This is a genomic window from Flavobacterium sp., from assembly GCF_044377315.1.
Classification (GTDB): domain Bacteria; phylum Bacteroidota; class Bacteroidia; order Flavobacteriales; family Flavobacteriaceae; genus Flavobacterium.
In genome coordinates, this window is sequence record NZ_JBILJG010000053.1 from 1 (window position 1) to 21,128 (window position 21,128).

The following is a 21,128-nucleotide window of genomic DNA, read 5'->3' on the forward strand; positions in this document are numbered from 1 at the left end:
CAGATTATTGAAGGAATTGGCAATGATTATTTTACCCAATTTGACACTATCAATACAACTGTTTTGGGTTATCAAAGTGGTGATAGTTTGAGAGTCAATTTTATAAAAGTAAATTACAACGGTGGCGAAATTTACCTTCATACACAACCTACTACTTTTACCAATTTTCATTTGCTAAAAGACAATCATAAAGAATATGCTGAAAAAGTCTTATCGTATCTTCCAAAAAGAGATATTCATTGGCTTTCTGAAAAAAGTTCGGGGAAAAATATTTCTGATTCACAATTAAGTTTTATTTTCAAACATCCTGCTCTAAAATCGGCTTGGCTTTTATTTCTGATAGGAATGGGCTTTTTCATGATTTTTAATGCTAAAAGAAAACAGCGAATTGTTCCAATTATAAATCCATTACCCAATACAACAGTAGATTTTACCAAAACTATTGGAAATTTGTATTATCAAGAAGGCGATCACACTACTATAATTGATAAAAAAATAATTTATTTTCTAGAAAGAGTAAGAAATGAATATTTGATGGATACAACCAAATTAGATGCTGATTTCGTAAAAAAATTGCATCAAAAATCTGGAAAAGATTATTTTATAATTGAAAAAGCTGTATTCTTAATCAACAATCATCGAAAAAGCCCGCATACTAGTATTGAAGATGATTTGGTAGAAATTAATAAAGCATTAGAGAAGGTTTTTGAGTGAGATGGAAGTTGGAAGTTGGAAGATGAAACTGTTACAAAACTTGAAAGAAAATATAGTAATTACGAAAGATAAATTGAAAAAATATGGAAGAAATTAACAATCAAGAAGCGACCAATGAGAATTTAAATTTTGAGTCGAGAATAAATTTAGCACCACTTTTACATAGCATAACAGCCATAAAAGCTGAGCTTGGAACTGTAATTGTTGGACAAAGCAAAATGATTGATCAAATGCTGGTGGCAATACTTTCTAACGGTCATGTTTTGCTAGAAGGTGTTCCTGGTGTAGCCAAAACGATTACTGCCAAATTGTTGGCTAAAACACTAAATGTAGGTTTCAGTCGAATACAATTCACACCCGATTTGATGCCTTCGGATATTCTGGGTACTTCGGTTTATGATTTGAAAAAATCTGAATTTGAATTCAAAAAAGGGCCCATTTTTTCAAATTTAATTTTGATTGATGAGATAAATCGTGCGCCTGCTAAAACCCAAGCAGCTCTTTTTGAAGTTATGGAAGAACGCCAAATCACAATGGATGGAACACAATATATTTTGGACACACCGTTTTTGGTAATCGCAACACAGAATCCTATTGAGCAAGAAGGAACGTATCGTTTACCAGAAGCACAATTGGATAGATTTTTATTCAAAATCTCGATAGATTATCCAATTTTAGAAGATGAAATTACTATTATTCAACGGGAACATTCGCTTCAAAATAAGGGTAAATTAGAAAATATCAAAACCATTCTTTCTAGTTCAGAAATTAAAAATTATCAGTCATTGGTAAAACAAATAATTATCGAACCACAATTGATTGAATATATTGCTAAAATTGTAGTAAACACTCGTGAAAATGCTTTCTTATATTTAGGAGCATCGCCAAGAGCATCAATTGCAATTTTGAATGCAGCCAAAGGTTTTGCGGCTATTCGTGGTAGAGATTTTGTAACGCCAGAAGACATAAAAGAAGCAACAATTCCAGTTTTACAACACAGAGTAATTGTAACGCCAGAAAGAGAAATGGAAGGAATTTCAAGCATTGAAATCATCAAGCAAATTATTGAATCGGTTGAGATACCAAGATAATACTGAGTTATCAGTTTCATGTCTTAGTTATAGTAAAAAGTTACTAAAAATAAGACTGTAAACTGCGACTGTAAACTGTAAACCAAAAACATTGAAACAATTTTTAAAAGATTTATACCTAAACAATTTCTTCTTCTACATTCTTATTGGAATAGTAGCATTGTTTGTTTGTGCCTTTATTTTTCCTGTTTTATACAATGCAGTTTGGTATTTATTTTTTATTGTTTTAACCTTTTTGGCGATAGACATTTTAATTCTTTTTGTAACCAAAAATGGACTTGAAGCAACAAGAACAACTCCAGAAAAATTGTCAAATGGTGATGAAAATCAGATTTCGATTTCGATAAAAAACTACTATAATTTTTCTATTTTCACCAAAGTTATTGATGAAATTCCGTATCAATTTCAGGTTAGAAATTTTGAGATTAAACGAAAAGTCAAAACAGCTTCGCAAGATCACTTCAATTACAATTTGCGTCCAACTGAACGTGGTGAATACTTTTTTGGAACATTAAATATTTATGTTTCTTCACCATTAAAATTGGTTGCCAGAAGATATCGATTTGCTCAAGATGAAATGGTGCCAACTTATCCTTCTTATATTCAATTGCGCAAATATGATTTGATTGCTTTTTCAAATAATTTGTTTCAATATGGAGTAAAAAAAATTCGTCGAATTGGTCACACAATGGAGTTTGAACAAATAAAAGAATACGTACAAGGCGATGATATTAGAACGCTAAATTGGAAAGCAACTGCCAAGAAAAATTCGTTGATGGTAAACCAGTTTCAAGATGAAAAATCGCAGTCGGTTTATATGGCAATTGATACTGGCCGTGTAATGAAAATGCCTTTCAATGGATTGAGTTTGCTAGATTATGCCATTAATGCAACACTAGTTTTATCGAATGTAATTTTGAAAAAACAAGACAAAGCTGGTATGTTTTCTTTTTCAAAAAAGGTTGAAAATAGAGTTTTTGCCGAAAAACGTTCTTCGCAAATGCAAAAGATACTTGATAGTTTGTACAATATTAAAACCGATTTTTTTGAAAGTGATTACAGTCGGTTATATGTTGACATCAAGAAAAATATAAACCACAGAAGTTTGATTATTTTATATACCAACTTTGAAACTTTAGACGGTTTACATCGACAACTTCCCTACTTAAAAGGAATTGCAAAAAATCATTTGTTAGTAGTTGTCTTTTTTCAAAACACCGAATTGAATCAGATTATTCATAAAAAATCAGAAACTATTCACGAAGTTTATGATAAAGTAATTGCCGAGAAATTTAATTTTGAAAAGAGATTAATTGTCAACGAACTCAAAAAATATGGTATCTACTCGGTTTTAACACAACCAGAAAATCTTACTTTAGACACAATTAACAAATATTTAGAAGTTAAAGCTAGAGGAATTTTATAGAAAATTGCTATTTTTTATTAATTTAGCAAAAAATTTTATAAAACCCCAAAAAATGATAAAATTTAATTATTTTGTTTTAGTTCTTAACCTTTGTACCTTTTCAATATTTTCGCAAACAAATGAAGATATAAAAAAAATTACTGCTGCCAATAATTCTTCAGAATTAAACAAAATGGCAATAGAATATGATTCCATTTTTAGAGTTCAAAAAGCAGAAGCATTAGCCTTAGCCAAGTTAAATGGTTGGGAGCAATTTAAACCAAAAGGAAATGGTGGTATTGCTGAGTTGATGCGTGTTGATAAAGACGGTAATCCTGTCTATTTTTCAACTACTAATGCAGGAGCAGCCATAACTACTAGAGCCAATAAATTAAATTCAGGTGGGAGTTTAGGACTAAGTCTTGATGGTCAAAATATGACTATTGGGATTTGGGATGGCGGAAAAGTTAGAAATACTCATCAGCTTTTAGTAAATAGAGTAACACAAGTTGATAATGCCTCTGTAAACAACTCTCATGCAACACATGTTGCAGGAACGATGATGGGAAATGCCACTGCAAGTCCAGCTTCAAAAGGAATGGCTTCACAAGCTAATTTGCGTGCATATGATTGGAACAGTGATGTAAGCGAATCTACTATTGCTGCCAATAATGGCTTATTAATTTCAAACCATTCATATGGCAATGATCCCGACTTTGTTCCAGTTAATGAATGGGGAAAATATGATGCTGACGCTAGAGCATTTGACAGAATAATGTTTAATGCGCCTTATTATCAATTTGTTAATTCGGCTGGAAATTCTAGAAATGCTGGATATAATGATAGTAAAGAAGGCTATGATTTGCTTTCAGGAAAAAGCACTTCTAAAAACGGAATTATTGTTGGAGCTGTAAATCAGGTTTCAAATTATACAAGTCCATCAAGCGTAGTTATGTCAGGATTTAGCAGTTGGGGACCAACAGATGATGGACGAATTAAACCAGATATTTGTGGGAAAGGCGTAAACGTAAGATCTTCGACTGCCAATTCAAATTCTTCTTATTCGCAATTTAGTGGAACTTCAATGTCATCGCCAAATGTAGCAGGAACATTATTATTGTTACAACAACATTATAAAAATGTAAAAGGAAATTACATGCGAGCCTCAACGTTAAGAGGGCTTGCATTACATACGGCTGATGAAGCAGGTAGTGACTTAGGGCCTGATTATCGTTTTGGGTGGGGCTTATTAAATGCTGAAAAAGCTGCAAATTTAATTACTAATGAAGGTGTAAACTCCAGAATTAGAGAAATAACATTAAATCAAGGTGCCAGCTATTCATTTAACATTCAGCCCGTCAACTCAACTGAGCAATTAATTGGTTCCATTTGTTGGACTGATCCTGCTGGTGAAGCTACTGTTAGTGGAGAAATAGACTTTTTCACACCTTCATTAGTAAATGATTTAGATTTACGAATTGTTAAAAATAATGTAACTAATTTTCCATGGAAACTTAATCCAGTATTTATGGAAGATCCTGCAACCAAAGGTGACAATTTGGTTGATAATATTGAAAGAGTTGATATTTCAAATCCTACAGGGACTTACACAGTTACTGTTAGTCATAAGAAAAATTTGCTAGATGGATTACAAAACTATTCTTTAGTAATGAGCAATGTTGTAAATAGACCCATTTTACTTTCTACTACAAAACCATTAAAAAATAATTTATGCCAAGGTTCAGATTCAACTTTTTTTGAATTTCAACTGGAAACGTTGCCAACTTTTTCTGGTGTAACAACTTTTTCAGTTTCGGGTTTACCCGCTGGCTCGAATGCTTCATTTGATTCAACTAGTTTAGCATCAGCATCAGCTAATGTTATATATATATCAAATATAAACTTGGTTCCAGTTGGTGCATATCCTATAATAGTAACAGCGACATCAGGTGCATCTACTTCTACTCTATTTTTTACAATAAATGTACAAGAAGCGCTTGTAACTTCACCAACTTTGGTTGAACCTGTTAATAATGCTACACAATTAGAAACTAATCCAACAATTACATGGACAAATAGTGGTGAAAATGTAACAAGTTACACAATTGAAGTTGCTAAAAATGCTAGCTTTACTGATGAACTTGAAACTTTTAATTCAAATAGTAATCAATTAGATTTACAGAATTTAGATTATGGATCAACTTATTATTGGAGAGTTAAAGCCAATAACATTTGTAATTCTTCATCATTTTCTAGTACTTATAGCTTTTCAACTTCTTGTAATAATGATATTATGATTACTGTAAGCAATGAAACTATTGAAGGTGCAACTTTTACATGGACAAATCCTAATGCTTCAGATACTTTTCAAATTGAAGTAGTTCCTCAAGGAACTGTGCCAACTGGAATTTACACAACCGTATTTACAAATTCATATACTGCTACAAGTTTAAATTCTGCCTCGAACTATACTATCTATTTACGATCTGCATGTAGTGGAAATATTTTTACAAATTTGATAAATAAAAACTTTACAACTCTAGTAAACCATTGTGTTGATGGCTATTTCAGAGATTCAGGAGGTTTAACTGGAAATTATAAAAATAGTGAATATGTTATAACTGTTATGAGTCCAGTAAATATTGGTGATAAAGTTTCGGTTACCTTTACATTATTCAATTTAGAAAATGGTGCAGATAATTTAAAAATCTATAATGGTCCTGATGTAAATTCTCCATATATTGTTGAACAATATGGCTTTACTGGAACAAATAATCCTGGAACAGTTACATCGACACATCCATCTGGAAAATTAACTTTTGTATTTTATTCTGATGGAGCAAACACCGCACCAGGCTGGAATGCTTCAGTAACCTGTGCAAATTTAGAAACAACATCTTACACTAAAACTAATTTTATCTATTATCCAAATCCTGCTTCTACAGAAGTTAATTTTAAAGGAACCGAAACTATCAATTCGATTTCAATTTATACTGTTTTGGGGCAATTGATTAAAACTGAAAATGTAAATGCAAAAGAAACTTCTATTGATATTTCTACTTTACCATCAGGAAACTTTTTCTTTAAAGTTGAAACGGATTCAAGTTTGAATACAGTGAAAATTATTAAAAAATAATCCCAAAATATATTTTATAAAATGCCTTATTACTTTTGATAAGGCATTTTTTTAGTAACTACATTTGCATAAAATTATAAACAAAAACTTTTGAAACAAATTACTTCTATACAAAATCCTTTAATAAAATTGTTGGTTCAATTGCAAGAAAAAGCAAAAGTTCGAAAACAATCTGGCACTTTTATAATTGAAGGAAAACGCGAAATTGAATTAGCACAAAAAGGAAAATATGAATTGGAAACAGTTCTTTTTTTACCAGAATTAATTTCAGAAAAAGACGTCAATGTATTTGTTAAACAAGGAATAGAAGTTATTGAAATAACAAAAGACGTGTATCAAAAAGTAGCTTATCGTGACACAACCGAAGGAATTGTAGCTATTGCCAAAACAAAATCATTAGATTTATCCGATTTAAAATTAGGAAAGAATTCGCTAATTTTAGTAGCTGAAGGAATTGAAAAGCCTGGAAACCTTGGCGCCATGTTACGAACCGCAGATGCCGCAAGACTTGATGCTGTAATTATTGCCAATCAGAAAACGGATATGTACAATCCAAATGTTATTAGGTCAAGTGTTGGTTGTTTGTTTACAAATCAAGTTGCCACTGGAACAACAGAAGAAATTATTGCTTTTTTGAAAAAAAATAAAATTAACTTTTATAGTGCTACCCTACAAAATTCAACAAGCTATGACACCCAAAATTATACAAAATCGACAGCTATTGTTGTTGGAACAGAAGCTGCAGGATTGACACAACCTTGGCGAGATGAAGCAACACAAAACATTATAATACCTATGCAAGGCGAAATAGATTCTATGAATGTTTCGGTTGCCGCTGCCATTGTATTATTTGAAGCGAAAAGACAACGTGGATTTTAAGATAAAAGTCTTCGTTAGCAATTATGCGTTAGGGATTGCAGTGGAAATCCTTTTTCTTGTTTTTTTTAAACAAAAAAAAGACCTGCCTGCCGGCAGACAGGTTGTAACGTAAAGCCCGACCCGTAGGGAAACGCCCAAATTATTTTACATTCGGTCGGGAACATCAATTCCTAATAATCCAAATGCCAACTTAATGGTATCAGCCACTTTTTGCGATAATTGTACTCTAAAAACTTTTTTGTACTGATTTTCTTCGCCAAGAATAGAAACATTTTGATAGAAAGAATTGAATTCTTTAACCAAATCATACGTATAATTAGCAAGTAATGCCGGACTGTGATTTTGTGCTGCATTCTGAATAATTTCAGGAAAAAGTGCTAGTTGTTTTACTAACTCTTTTTCTTTTTCGTGAAGTATCTGGACTTCGGTTGGTGTGATAAAATCAAAATTAGCTTTACGCAAAATCGATTGTATTCGAGCATAGGTATATTGAATAAAAGGCCCAGTATTTCCAGCAAAATCAACCGATTCTTCAGGATTAAAAGTCATTGATTTTTTAGGATCAACTTTAAGAATATAATATTTTAAAGCTCCTAGTCCAATAGTTTTATACAATTTAGCTTTTTCTTCGTTAGAATATCCTTCTAGTTTTCCTAATTCTTCCGAAATGGATTGTGCAGTTATGGTCATTTCTTGCATTAAATCGTCAGCATCTACAACCGTTCCTTCACGCGATTTCATTTTTCCAGAAGGCAATTCGACCATTCCATAAGATAAATGAAATAAATTGGCTGCCCAATCAAATCCGAGTTTTTTCAAAATTAAAAACAAGACTTTGAAGTGATAATCTTGCTCATTTCCAACGGTATAAACCATTCCTCCAACATCTGAAAAATCTTTCACACGTTGAATGGCTGTACCAATATCTTGCGTCATATAAACCGCTGTTCCGTCAGAACGAAGCACGATTTTTCTATCTAAACCATCATCGGTCAAATCTATCCAAACAGAACCATCAGGATCTTTTTCGAAAATTCCTTTTTCAAGTCCTAATTGCACGACTTCTTTACCTAGCAAATACGTATTTGATTCGTAATAATAACTATCAAAATTAACCCCTAAACTTTCATAGGTTTGAGCAAAACCATCATAAACCCATTGGTTCATGGTTTTCCAAAGCTGAATAACTTCTGATTTTGCAGCTTCCCAATCTAAAAGCATTTGTTGGGCTTCTAAGATAATTGGAGCCGTTTTTTTGGCTTCTTCTTCGGTAAATCCTTTTGAAATTAAATCACTTACTTCAGATTTATATTCTTGGTCAAACCTTACATAATATTTTCCAACTAAATGATCCCCTTTCAAGCCAGAAGTTAAAGGAGTTTCACCTTGCCCAAATTTTTGCCAAGCCAACATTGATTTACAAATGTGAATTCCTCTATCATTTATGATTTGGGTTTTGTAAACTTTTTTACCAGAAGCTTTGATAATTTCGGCAACAGAATAACCTAATAAATTATTACGAACATGCCCTAAGTGTAAAGGTTTATTAGTGTTTGGTGAAGAATATTCAACCATGACTGCCTTGTCATTTTCAGTTCCAGAACAAAATCCATATGTTTTATTTGGGAAAATTTCATTAAAAAAATTCACAAAATATGCGTCAGAAATAACAATATTTAAGAATCCAGCAACTACATTAAATTTTTCAACTTCTTGAAGGTTTTCGGTTAAATATTTACCAATTTTAGTTCCAATTTCAACTGGATTTCCTTTTATCACTTTTAGTAAGGGGAAAATCACAACCGTAATATCACCTTCAAAGTCTTTCCTCGTAGCTTGAAATTCAATTTTTTCAATTGACACTTCAAACAAGTCATAAATTGCTGTTTTGATACTTGGACTAAGAATTTCTTGTAAAGACATTTTTGTGTTTTTAATGAGTTTGCAAAGGTAAGTAATAAGTATGAATTTAAAAATTTTTGAAAGATTAGAAAAAAGTAGCTGAATTTAAAAAAAAATTGATACATAATTTAGATTTTTTTCGTTTATTTGTTGAAACTTTTAAAGTCAATAAACTGTAAGAAAAATTAATTAAAAAACATCTAAACATGTATTTTATCTGAATTTTTTACAATTAATCGATATATATTTAATTTATTTGCATATAATAATACCCATTATCTACGTTTAAATATTATGAAAAAAACATTATTATTACTTTTTACATTAACATCTTTACAATTGTTTTCACAAGTATTGACAGTTGGTACAGAAAGTCCAGAACAATTAAGCAATAGAATAGTAAACACAAACTGTATTACTACAAGCAATTGGGCTGTTTCTTCTGGTTCAAATTTTGGACAAGGAAATAGTGTTGGATTTTTTACAAGACAAGTAGGTGCCAATTTTCCTTTTTCAAGAGGAGTTGTGCTTTCGACCGGTCATTTAACAAATTTACCTGGACCCAATCTACCTTCTAATGCTGTAAATGGATTTGGAGACGGAAATGATCCAGCATGGACCAGTGACACTAATATGAATAATGAATTGGGAGTTACAAACTTTACAAATGCTTCTTCGTTAGAGTTTGAATTTACATCTCAGAAAACAGATTTTAAGCTTGAATATGTATTTGCTTCAGAAGAATATGGATCTAGACAGTGTGATTTGAATTCTGATGTAGTTGTTATATTGCTAACAGACTTGGTAACTGGAGTAACCACAAATATTGCCAAAACACCAACAAATCAAATAATATCTCCTACAACAATTAGAAATAATTTTTTTAATACATCTTGTTCAAGTCAAAATGTAAATCTTTTTGGTGTTGGTTATTTAGGATCAAATTCAACTACAGCTCCCATAAACATGAATGGTGCTACTGTTTCTATGACCGCTCAAGCTACAATACTAACAGGACACCCATATAAATTAAAAATAGTTATTGCTGATAGATTAGATTATCAGTTTGATTCAGCAATTTTTATTAAAGATTTTGTGCCAACTTATACTCCATCAACCACTATATTTACTAATAATATAAGTCAATGTGAAGGAACACCACTTAATCTAACGGCAAATGTGCCAGGAAATCCAGCTGACTATGACTTTTTTTGGCAGAAAAACGGTGTAAATGTTGGAGTTAACTCCAATTCTTATACTGAAATAAATCCAACAGGAACAAATACTTATAGAGTACTAATTACACCAATTTTTTGTGATTCAAATCAAGGATTTGTAGATGAAATAATTGTTCAAATTTATTCACCAGTGACAACTCCTGATCCAATTACCTTGAACAGGTGTGCTGGAGATACAACTCCATATATTTTAACTCAAAATAATGCTGTTATTTCAAGTGGATTAAGCTATACACCAACCTTAACTTATTATTCTAATCTTGCCAATGCTAATTCTGGTAGTAGTAGTGGGCAGATAACTAGTTATAATGGTCCATTAACAACAATGTATGTTAGGATATCTGAACCAGGAAGTCCTTGTCCTGCAATTGTAAAACAATTTAATTTGGGAACAATTACAAGCCCAACTAATTTAGGAAGTATTCCTGTTCCAATTGAATTATGTTCTAGATCTACAACCATTTTAAATCAATTTTTAAATATAAATCCTATTAAGGATATCTTTTTAAATGGTCAATCGAGTGCAACTTATGATGTTAGTTTTCATCAAACCCAAATAGGAGCTGATACAAATACTCAAACAATAATTCCATCTAATGCTGGCGTAATCATAGTTTCAACAGGAACAATTTTTGTTAGGGTTTTTGTCAAAGGAAGTACAAATTGTTTTACAACATCTAGTTTTGAAGTAATAGTAAAACCATTACAAAAAGCTGACGAACAACTACCAGTTATATATTGTGGTACTCCAGGATATACATTACCACCGCTAACCAACGGAAAATATTTTACAAATGATTATGATGGTGTTAGCCTTACAAGTCAATTACCTGAAATTCCTGCGGGTACGGTAATTACAATACCACCGGGTCACGTTGGAACCTATAACCATCCAACAATATATGTATCAAATCTAGTAACAAGTTCTAATAATTGTACACAATCATTTCCTCTGAATATAACACTAATTCAACCTGATAGTTTTTCAGAAACAAACAGAACAGAATGTGATTCATACTCTTTACCCGACTTAGATTATGGAGAATTTTGGTCAGGACCAAACGCAACAGGTACTATGTATCCTGCTGGTACACAAATTACAACCACCACAACTTTATATTATAATTTTCGCTCCGATATTGACACTTTATTAAATCCGGCTTGTAATGTTCCTGCTGGACCTGTAACAATAACTATAGAGAACAAACCAGATTTAGGTCCAGACAGACCTAATGTCTTTACATGCGAGCCTCCATATATCTTACCTTCATTAGCAGCATATCCTGGAGCAAAATATTACGATAATCAAAATGGAACTGGAACTGCAATACCCGAAGGTACACCAGTAAATGCAACTGCTGATTTTTATGTGTATTTAGAAGATACTATTGGAACACTTAATTGTCCAGTTTTTGACTACTTTAGAGTAATGGTTGGATTAGAACCAATTGCAAATATTAACCAATGTAATTATCAATTGCCTGTACCAGTAATTGGAGGTTATTGGGATGGTCCACATCTCGCTGATGGAACTTGCAACGGTTGTACGCAATTGTTTCCTGGAGATTATATAGAAAATAGCGCAACAATATATTTATATGTTGCTCCACCAACTGGAGAAGTTTGCTCAACTGGTCAAAATCAAGTTTCATATAATGTAAGTGTTACACAACCAATTGTTGATGACATTCCTGGTTTTGTAACACCTAGTTGTGGCCCTTTTACTCTTCCTCCTTTAACAAACGGAAAATATTATACTGGAACTGGAGGTTCTGGTACTGAGTTATTACCAGGTTATATTGTAGATACTAATCAGACAATTTATGTTTATAATGTGAATATTGGTAGTATTCCATTATGTTCTTTTGAAAAACAATTTGTATTTGTTATAAATCCTCTACCACCAGTAGATGAAACTATAAATTCAGTTATAGACTTGTGCAATTTGACAACTTATACACTTCCAACTGCAATAGCAGGAAATTATTACACTTTACCTAATGGTGGTGGAACACTTTTGAATACAGTTGCATTAAGAGAAATTACAGGACCATTTCCAGTTGAAGTTTATATATATAACGTTAATCCAAGCACAGGTTGTAAAAATGAGAGAGTTATTAGAATAACATCTGCTCAAACATTAGCCGATAACGTTCCTTCAATTGTTCCTATTGAAACTGTTCAATCATTTAATCTTCCTGATTTAACAGTATCTAACTCAAGATATCACGATAATTATTGGAATCCGACAGATCCTGATGATCCACAAAATCTATCTACAACACCTCCAAATATAATACCTAATCCATCAGTTTGGTCAATGCCAGATCCAACTCAAGATTTTTTTGATAAAACTTTATATATTTATAATGCCTCATTAGATGGCGTTAGAGAAATATGTCCAGTAAATAAACCATTTAGAATAATTTTATATAGACAACCTAATATTTTTGGCACTCCAAATGTTGTAGAAATGCCTACTATTTATAGTTGTGGTAATACAGTTGTTACTTTACCTGCATTAACAGGTAATCAAAAATATTATAAAGAAAGTCATTTAACAGGCGGAACTGTCTTTACTGAAATTACTGGTCCAATAACTGAAACAACAAGAGTATATATATATGAAGAAGTAAAATCTATTATTCCAGGTTCGACATTCAAAACTTTTGACGAAGAATATTTTGATGTTTTTATTTTTAAAGTTGATGTAGTAGCAAATATTTCAGAATGCGGTAGCGTAACTTTACCTACTTTAACCTCAGGAAATTATTATGATTCTGCTGGTGGTGTTGGTTCAATCACATCGAATGTAATTACTAACAATACAAATGCTGTTATTACTAAAACAATTTATATCTATGGAACAAGTGGTTTCCCAGTTGGCGAATGTCAAAGTGATGAAAATATTTTTACTATTTCTATAACTCCTATTCCAGTAATAAATCCTATACCGCTTTATGATGCAAATCCTTCGGTAATTGACAGAACTTATTGTGATACTGATGGCATAAATGATGGTGTGTTAAATATTCCGTTAACACAATATAACTCAACCATTTTAGGAACACAAACAGGTAGTGAATTTAGTGTAACATATCATCCTAATGAAGATGATGCTCTAGATAATATTAACCCAGTTACAGAATCGTTATCAAATAATCCAACATTGTATGCTGTTGTTAGAAATTCAAATTTTGCGAATTGTAGTAGCACACCAATGAAAATTGAGTTTGTAATTAACTTACTTCCAGAGCCAAATCCTGAAGATAAATACCTATGTATAAACAGTGTTACTGGTTTACCAATTTCTTATGTAACACTAGATGCTGGTGTATACGGAAACCTTAATTATGAGTGGAAAGATATGATTGGAGGATCAGTAGGAAACAACAACCCTTTATATACTACAAATATTTTGGGAGATTACACACTTACTGTTACAGACAATATAACAGGATGTGTTTCTGATACCAAAACCGTTTCAGTACTCCCATCTTCAATAGCAATTACTGGTTATACAATTACTCAAGATTTTAGTGACAATCAAATAATAACAGTAATTCCAAATGGTTTAGGTGAAAATTATATTTACCAACTTGATGGTGGCTTATTTCAAGAAAGTAATGTTTTTACAAATGTTACTTCCGGAAACCATATAATAATAGTTAGAGATAAAGATGGCTGTGGAGACTCAGATCCTATAGAAGTATTAATTATAAAATATCCTAAATTCTTTACGCCAAATAGTGATGGTTATAATGATTATTGGAATATTTATGACCTAAAAGAACTAGGAGATACTAATTCAAAAATTTCAATATTTGATAGACAAGGTAAGCTATTAAAACAAATAAGTCCATTTGGTCAAGGTTGGGATGGAATGTATAATGGTAAAGCATTGCTTGCTGATGATTATTGGTTTATTGTAAATTATACAAGAGAAGGAATAACAAGAGAATTCAAATCACATTTTAGCATTAAACGATAGAAATAAATTAATTTATAAACAAAAAGTGTCACCTATTTAGTGACACTTTTTTTATGTGGTACAGGATCATAACCCGATTTTCCCCATGGATGACAACTCAATATTCGTTTCACACCAAGATAAGTTCCATAAAATAATCCATGAATTTTTAAGGCATCCACAAAGTAGTGCGAACAAGTTGGTTCAAAACGACAAGCAGCAGGCGTAAATGGCGAAATGGCACCTTGATAAAAGCGAATAAGAACAAGTAAAGGAAAAATAAGAATCTTTTTCAACATAGTTACAATCTTAATTCTGCTTTCTGAAATCTGCTTTCTGAAATCTAAACCATACTAAATTCAGTACCGTCTTTACCGTCTTTCAACTGAATACCAAGTGCTAATAACTGATCTCTAATTTGGTCAGACATAGCAAAATCTTTGTTGGCTCTAGCAGTATTTCGCATTTCAATAAGCAATTCTACTAAACCAGTAACTTTTTCCAAATTGCCTTCAAAACTAGTTTCGCTTGCTAATCCTAAAACATCAAAAACAAATGCTTTTATCGTTTTAGAAAAATCTTCCAAATCTGAAGCAGTAAGTGTTGCTGAATTCTCTTTTAACAAATTCACAAAACGAACACCTTCAAATAAATTTGCAATTAAAATTGGCGTATTTAAATCGTCATTCATCGCTTCATAACAAGAATTTTTCCAATCAGCAACATTTAAAGTAGAAGTTGTTGAAGCTTTTATCGAATCTAATTGTTTGATAGCTTCTACCAATCGGTTATAACCCTTTTCGGCCGCAATCATGGCTTCATTAGAAATATCCAAAACACTTCTATAATGTGCTTGCATAAAGCAAAAACGAACTACACTTGACTGGAATTTCTTTTCAAAAAAATCATTTTCACCATTTACTAATTGCATTGGCAAAATATAATTTCCTGTAGATTTACTCATTCGTAAACCATTCATAGTAAGCATATTGGTGTGCATCCAGTAATTTACAGGCGAAATATCGTTACAAGCTTTTCCTTGAGCCACTTCACACTCATGATGCGGGAATTTCAAATCCATTCCGCCACCGTGAATATCAAATTTTTCGCCCAAATATTTCGTACTCATTGCAGTACATTCCAAATGCCAACCAGGAAAACCTTCACCCCAAGGCGAATTCCAACGCATGATATGTGCTGGCGACGCATTTTTCCACAAAGCAAAATCTTGCGGGTTTTTCTTTTCATTTTGTCCGTCCAAATCTCTAGTATTGGCAAACAATTCTTCAATATTTCTGTTGCTTAATTCACCATAATTCAAGCCTTTTTTGTTGTATTCAAAAACATCAAAATAAACCGAACCATTACTTTCATAAGCAAAACCTTTCTCAATTAATTTTTCAATCAATTCAATTTGCTCAATAATATGTCCAGTTGCTGTTGGCTCAATTGTAGGTGGTAACAAATTGTAAACTTCCAAAACCCTATGAAAATCAACCGTATATTTCTGAACGACTTCCATTGGTTCCAGTTTTTCCAAACGCGTTTGCTTAACAAAACGGTCATTGTCAACATTTCCATCATCTGTCAAATGCCCAGCATCGGTAATGTTTCGAACATAACGAACTTTGTATCCCAAATGAAGTAAATATCGATACACCATGTCAAAACTCATAAAAGTTCGTACATTTCCTAAGTGAACATTGCTATAAACCGTTGGTCCACACACATACATACCAATATTTCCATCATGTAATGGCACAAAAACTTCCTTTTCGCCCGAAAGCGTATTGTATATTTTTAAACTATTGGTTGTATATAACTGCATTTTTTATTTTTTAGGAGCTAATCCCGCTATTCGTTGCAATCTTTTCTTTTTTAAAGAAAAAAAGAAAAGGATTTCCACTGCTATCGGGGCTAGTTAATCAACTTTATCTTAAAATTTTGTATCAAATTTGATATAATCCAAAAACTCTCTTTTGGTATTTTCATCTTTAAATTTTCCTCCAAATTCAGAGGTAACTGTGCTACTTTCAATATCTTTTATTCCTCTTGAATTCACACACAAATGTTTTGCATCAATTATGCAAGCCACATCTTCGGTTCCAAGTACCTTTTGCATTTCTTGAACAATTTGCATAGTCAATCTTTCTTGCACTTGAGGTCTTTTGGCAAAATACTCTACAATTCTATTCATTTTAGAAAGCCCAATCACTTTTCCATTCGAAATATAAGCAACATGCGCTCTACCTATAATAGGAAGCAAATGGTGTTCACATGTAGAATAAAGCGTAATGTTTTTTTCAACCAACATTTCACCATACTTATAATCGTTTTCAAATGTAGAAGAACTAGGTTTTTTTACTGGATTCAAACCTCCAAAAATTTCTTTCACAAACATTTTTGCTACTCTGTTTGGAGTTCCTTTTATACTGTCATCTTCCAAATCCATTCCAAGTGTTTGCAGAATACTCTCAACGTCTTTTCTAATAAGCTCAATTTTTTGCTCATCAGAAATGTCAAATGCGTCCTTTCTTAAAGGGTTTTGTGCAGAAGTTGCTATGTGATTTTCACCTATTTCATCATTATAATCTGATGTAATACTCATGTGTTGCTATTTTTAAAAATGAAATGCAAAGGTAAATAATAAAAAGTTTATTTATTTCTGATAAATTGAATATTTAAAAAAAAATAATTTTAAGATAAAAATATCTTTTTTTTGCTTAAATTTCGCACCATAAAAAACTATACCTAATGAAAAAAACACTACTTCTAACTCTTGTAAGTTATCTATTAACCAACACCTTAAGCGCTCAAAACTTACTTACAAACGGTAATTTTGAATCTGGTGGCAGCGGAAATGGATTTTTTGTTGATGGTATTGGTTATACACAACTAACAGCTCCTTTTTCTGGCACTACATCTGCTGGAAATTATGCTTTTGTCAGTAATCCACAAACAATAAACACAACAAGTTTTATTGCATCTGGTGATCATACAACTGGTACAGGCTTAATGATGGTAATAGACGGAAACAATACTGGTGGAAATCAACGTTTTTGGAAAGCGGGCAATGCTGGTGGTGGTGTTACGGGTTTAACAATTGGTAAAAAATATGAATTTAGTTATTGGGTAAAATCAATTTACGTTCCCACTATCGTAAATAGTACAAGACCCAATTTAGGAATACAATTTAATAACGCTTCAAGTGTAACTCCTGCTCCTGCTCCAACTTTGGTTGCATTGCCTACTAATCCTTGGCAGAGAGTTGCCTACACATTTATTGCAACAGGTACAAGTGTAAACATCGAATTGTGGAATCAAAATACTGGTTTTGAAGGAAATGATTTCGCCCTAGATGATTTTTCAGTAGTAGAAGCTGTTTCATTACAATATTCTTTTGTTGGTACAACTTGCGCAGGTTTTGCCAACAATAATGGTTCAATTACGGCATATGGTTTAAATGGTACACCGCCTTATTCATATACACTATCTGGACCATCTTCGCAAAACAATGCTACTGGAGTTTTTACAAACTTACAAGTTGGAACATATAATGTTACAGTTGCAGATTTTAATGGTGCAACAGCTACTGCTACAAACATAGTCATTGCAGCACCTACCAATATAAATGCTGGACCTGATACCACAATTTCGTTAGGCTCTTCTACAACCTTAACTGCAACAAACGGAACTGGTATTTTTAACTGGTCTGCATCACCTGCAGATCCATCATTAACTACACCTAATAATGCATCAATAAGCGTTACTCCTACCCAAACTACTACTTACACAGTTACAACAGGTCCTACTTATCTTCGTAATTTAGTTTACAATGGTGATTTTTCACTAACTAATTTAGGTTTTACAAGTGAAGCAACTTACCTTAATCCAACAAATCCGAGTAATACCAACAAAACTTTTGGTGTGGTGACTAACTCTAGTACATGGAGTTCAACACTATCAAACTGTTCTGCAGTTGGTGGCACTGGAAAAATGTTAGTTTATAGAGGAAGTAATACAGCTGCCGTTTCAACTAAAGTTTGGAAACAAATTATCCCTGTTGTTGCCGGACAAAATTATGACTTTAGTTATTTGGTACAATCACTCAATTATGTAGCAAATGCTGCAATGATTGATATTACCATTAATGGTGTAACTGTAAACAGCACTAATGCTCCAACCTCAAACTGTTCGTGGCAAGCAAGAAACGTTACATGGAATTCTGGTGTAGCAACTACTGCTGAAATTTGCATTGTTGATAGAGTAACTGCTGTTGGAATACAAAACAATTCATTTGCCATTGACAACATAAAGTTTGAAACAACAACCAATTGTTTATTTACAGATAGTGTAACCGTTTATATACTTACTTCTACTCCATCTGCTAATCAATTATCGGTTAATGTTACTACAGGTAACTTAATATGTAATGAAGGCGAATGTACAGATTTTACAGCTACTTTTCCAGATTTAAAGTATACCAATAATTATGTTGTTCAATCAAAAACATACGAACCCTATCCTTTTAATGGTGGAACTATTTTACCAACTACTAATTCGGCAGGTACAAATAATGATGACTTTTGGAGTACGACTATTGTAATGCCTTTTAAGTTTTGTTTTTATGGAAATTCATACACCAATTTTATATTAGGTACTAATGGTGTAATCTCTTTTGAACAATCAACAGGTACGCAAACTCCTGATGGCTTTTGTCAATGGGCTATAAATCAAAACATCCCAAATGCAGGCAATCCTTTAAACTCAATATTTGGTGTTTTTCAGGATATACATTATGCTAGCAGACCCTTAGATGCATACATAAATTATTATTCCTTAGGTACTGCTCCAAATAGAGTTATGGTTGTGAATTATTTTAAAATACCACAATTTCCAGCTCAAGCTAGTAATCTACAAACGTATCAAATAGTTTTACATGAAACCACTAATATCATTGAAGTTAATATTGAACGTCGTGTAGCTAACAATGGTTGGAATGGTAATAGAGGAATCATTGGTATTCAAAATGCAACTGGAACACAAGCAGTTGTTCCTCCTGGTAGAAACGCATTTGACCCAACTTGGTCAGCTACTAATGAATCATGGCAATTTGTTCCAAGTGGCACAGGACCTTCGTTGGTGAACTTTCACTGGGAAGAGGCTACCAATCCTGGCGTTGTTTACTCTACCGCAAATCCATTAAATGTCTGTGTAGAAGATAAAAACATTCCTGAAACTTATGTTGCCGTAGTTAAATATACATTAGCCTGTGACTCTAACTCAGTAGTGAGAATAACAGATAGTGCTACTGCTGAAGTTAATCCCGATTTACCAGTTTCAGACCCTGTCGATATCTGTTATAATGGCACACTTCCTGCAACTATTAACATTGATCAAACTAACAGTATTTTAACACCTATTCAAGTTCCTGATTTTCTGTTAACTTATTTTACAAATCCTGCAGATGCTGAAACAGGTAATCCTGCTTCTCAAATTCCGAATGAATTTGCATATAATGCTACCTCATTACCTATTACTATTTATGTTCGTATTGAAGATACTGCCTCATCAGGCTGTTTTAATGTAAGATCGTTTGTGATTACAAATGCTCCTAGTGGTACATTTAATTTTGATGCTACTTATTGTAATAGTATAGTAGCCGACCAATTGCCAGTTACTACAAACCTAACAACTGGAGGAACATATTCAGCCGCACCCTCAGGAGCTACTAATCCAGCTTTTATACTTGATATTGACCCAATTACAGGTGCAATAACACCTAATGGTAGTGATATTGGTACATATTTAGTTACCTATACCATACCACTAACTGCAACTTGCCCTGCTTTTAGCACAACTGATACTGTAGAAATTTTATCATGTGGTTGTACCGTAAGTGCAATAAATAATGGTCCAATATGTCAAGGAAGTTCTGTAGATTTAGATGTTACAACACCAGTGGCAGGAGGGACTTATACTTGGACTGGACCTAATGGTTATAATTCAGGTCCATTAGCAAGTCCATTGGTTACTATTACTCCTACCTCTACAGGTAATTTAACATATAATTTGAGTGTTACATCTACGACTGGAAACTGTAATTCATCTACTGTTGTTGTGGTAAACCAAATTCCTGCTATTGTCATTACAAACCCTGCTGCGGTATGCTTCCCTGCGACTGTGGATATTACCGCCGCTGCTGTTACCGCTGGAAGTGCCAATTTAGGAGCATTAACCTATTGGACAGATGCGGCTGCAACAATTTCATTAGCAAATCCAACGGCAATTGCCACTAGCGGAACTTATTATATTAAAAGTGCTACTGGAATTTGTGCCGATATTGAACCTGTAATAGTAACTATCAATGCAACTCCTGTATTAACGATAGTAAATCCAGCAACGGTTTGTTCGCCAACTACTGTAAATATTACTACAAACGCTGTTATCACTGGTAATACTAATAGTGGAACTTTGACTTATTGGACAGATGCGGCTGGAACGCTTACATTAGCAAATCCAACGGCAATTGCCACTAGCGGAACGTATTATATTAAGAGTTCTAATGGAATTTGTTTTGATATAGAACCTGTAATCGTTACAATAGTTACAACTCCAACTATTGTTGTCAACAATCCTGCTGCTGTATGTTTCCCTGCAACAGTTGATATTACCGCCGCTGCTGTTACCGCTGGAAGTGCCAATTTAGGAGCATTAACCTATTGGACAGATGCGGCTGCAACAATTTCATTAGCAAATCCAACGGCAATTGCCACTAGCGGAACTTATTATA

9 protein-coding genes and 2 pseudogenes are annotated in these 21,128 nt (G+C 32.8%); 7 read left to right on the top strand and 4 right to left on the bottom strand.

All coding sequences use genetic code 11. The annotated features are described in order from the left end of the window. The 5 genes and pseudogenes from ACIQ66_RS11310 to ACIQ66_RS11330 all read left to right on the top strand — a co-directional run. Positions 1-714: pseudogene (locus ACIQ66_RS11310) on the top strand (DUF4350 domain-containing protein); the annotation flags it as partial. Between the two features lie 83 nt (positions 715-797). Continuing rightward, positions 798-1,805 (top strand): AAA family ATPase, encoded by a 1,008-nt coding sequence (locus ACIQ66_RS11315; RefSeq protein WP_396212902.1) that lies wholly within the window; start codon positions 798-800, stop codon positions 1,803-1,805. Positions 1,806-1,896: 91 nt separating this feature from the next. Beyond that, positions 1,897-3,231 (top strand): DUF58 domain-containing protein, encoded by a 1,335-nt coding sequence (locus tag ACIQ66_RS11320; RefSeq protein ID WP_396212903.1) that lies wholly within the window; start codon positions 1,897-1,899, stop codon positions 3,229-3,231. Positions 3,232-3,283: 52 nt separating this feature from the next. Next, the gene (locus ACIQ66_RS11325; protein WP_396212904.1) at positions 3,284-6,346 is read left to right on the top strand and encodes a S8 family serine peptidase; all 3,063 of its coding nucleotides are present in this window, start codon (positions 3,284-3,286) and stop codon (positions 6,344-6,346) included. Between the two features lie 90 nt (positions 6,347-6,436). Further along, positions 6,437-7,225: a TrmH family RNA methyltransferase gene (locus ACIQ66_RS11330; RefSeq protein ID WP_396212905.1), complete on the top strand. Its 789-nt coding sequence runs from the start codon at positions 6,437-6,439 to the stop codon at positions 7,223-7,225. A gap of 144 nt (positions 7,226-7,369) precedes the next feature. On the opposite strand, the gene argS is transcribed toward ACIQ66_RS11330, so the two are convergent. Then, positions 7,370-9,148: an arginine--tRNA ligase gene (argS, locus tag ACIQ66_RS11335; protein WP_396212906.1), complete on the bottom strand. Its 1,779-nt coding sequence runs from the start codon at positions 9,146-9,148 to the stop codon at positions 7,370-7,372. Between the two features lie 273 nt (positions 9,149-9,421). Here argS and ACIQ66_RS11340 point away from each other — a divergent pair, with 273 nt between their 5' ends. Continuing rightward, complete coding sequence (locus ACIQ66_RS11340; RefSeq protein ID WP_396212907.1) at positions 9,422-14,356, top strand: choice-of-anchor L domain-containing protein; 4,935 nt, start codon at positions 9,422-9,424, stop codon at positions 14,354-14,356. A gap of 32 nt (positions 14,357-14,388) precedes the next feature. Here the strand turns inward: ACIQ66_RS11340 and yidD are convergent, their stop codons facing one another. From yidD to folE, 3 genes are all read right to left on the bottom strand, one after another. Then, on the bottom strand, positions 14,389-14,634 hold the full coding sequence (yidD, locus tag ACIQ66_RS11345) for a membrane protein insertion efficiency factor YidD (RefSeq protein ID WP_396212908.1): 246 nt from the start codon (positions 14,632-14,634) through the stop codon (positions 14,389-14,391). Positions 14,635-14,678: 44 nt separating this feature from the next. Then, positions 14,679-16,163 carry a cysteine--tRNA ligase gene (gene cysS / locus ACIQ66_RS11350; protein ID WP_396212909.1) on the bottom strand — a complete coding sequence of 495 codons (1,485 nt, stop codon included), beginning with the start codon at positions 16,161-16,163 and terminating at the stop codon, positions 14,679-14,681. 108 nt (positions 16,164-16,271) lie between these two features. Continuing rightward, a complete protein-coding gene (gene folE, locus ACIQ66_RS11355; protein ID WP_396212910.1) occupies positions 16,272-16,943 on the bottom strand; it encodes a GTP cyclohydrolase I FolE in 672 nt (223 codons plus the stop codon). 146 nt (positions 16,944-17,089) lie between these two features. On the opposite strand from folE, the pseudogene ACIQ66_RS11360 reads away from it, so the two are divergent. Then, positions 17,090-21,128, top strand: a pseudogene (locus ACIQ66_RS11360) (hypothetical protein); the annotation flags it as partial.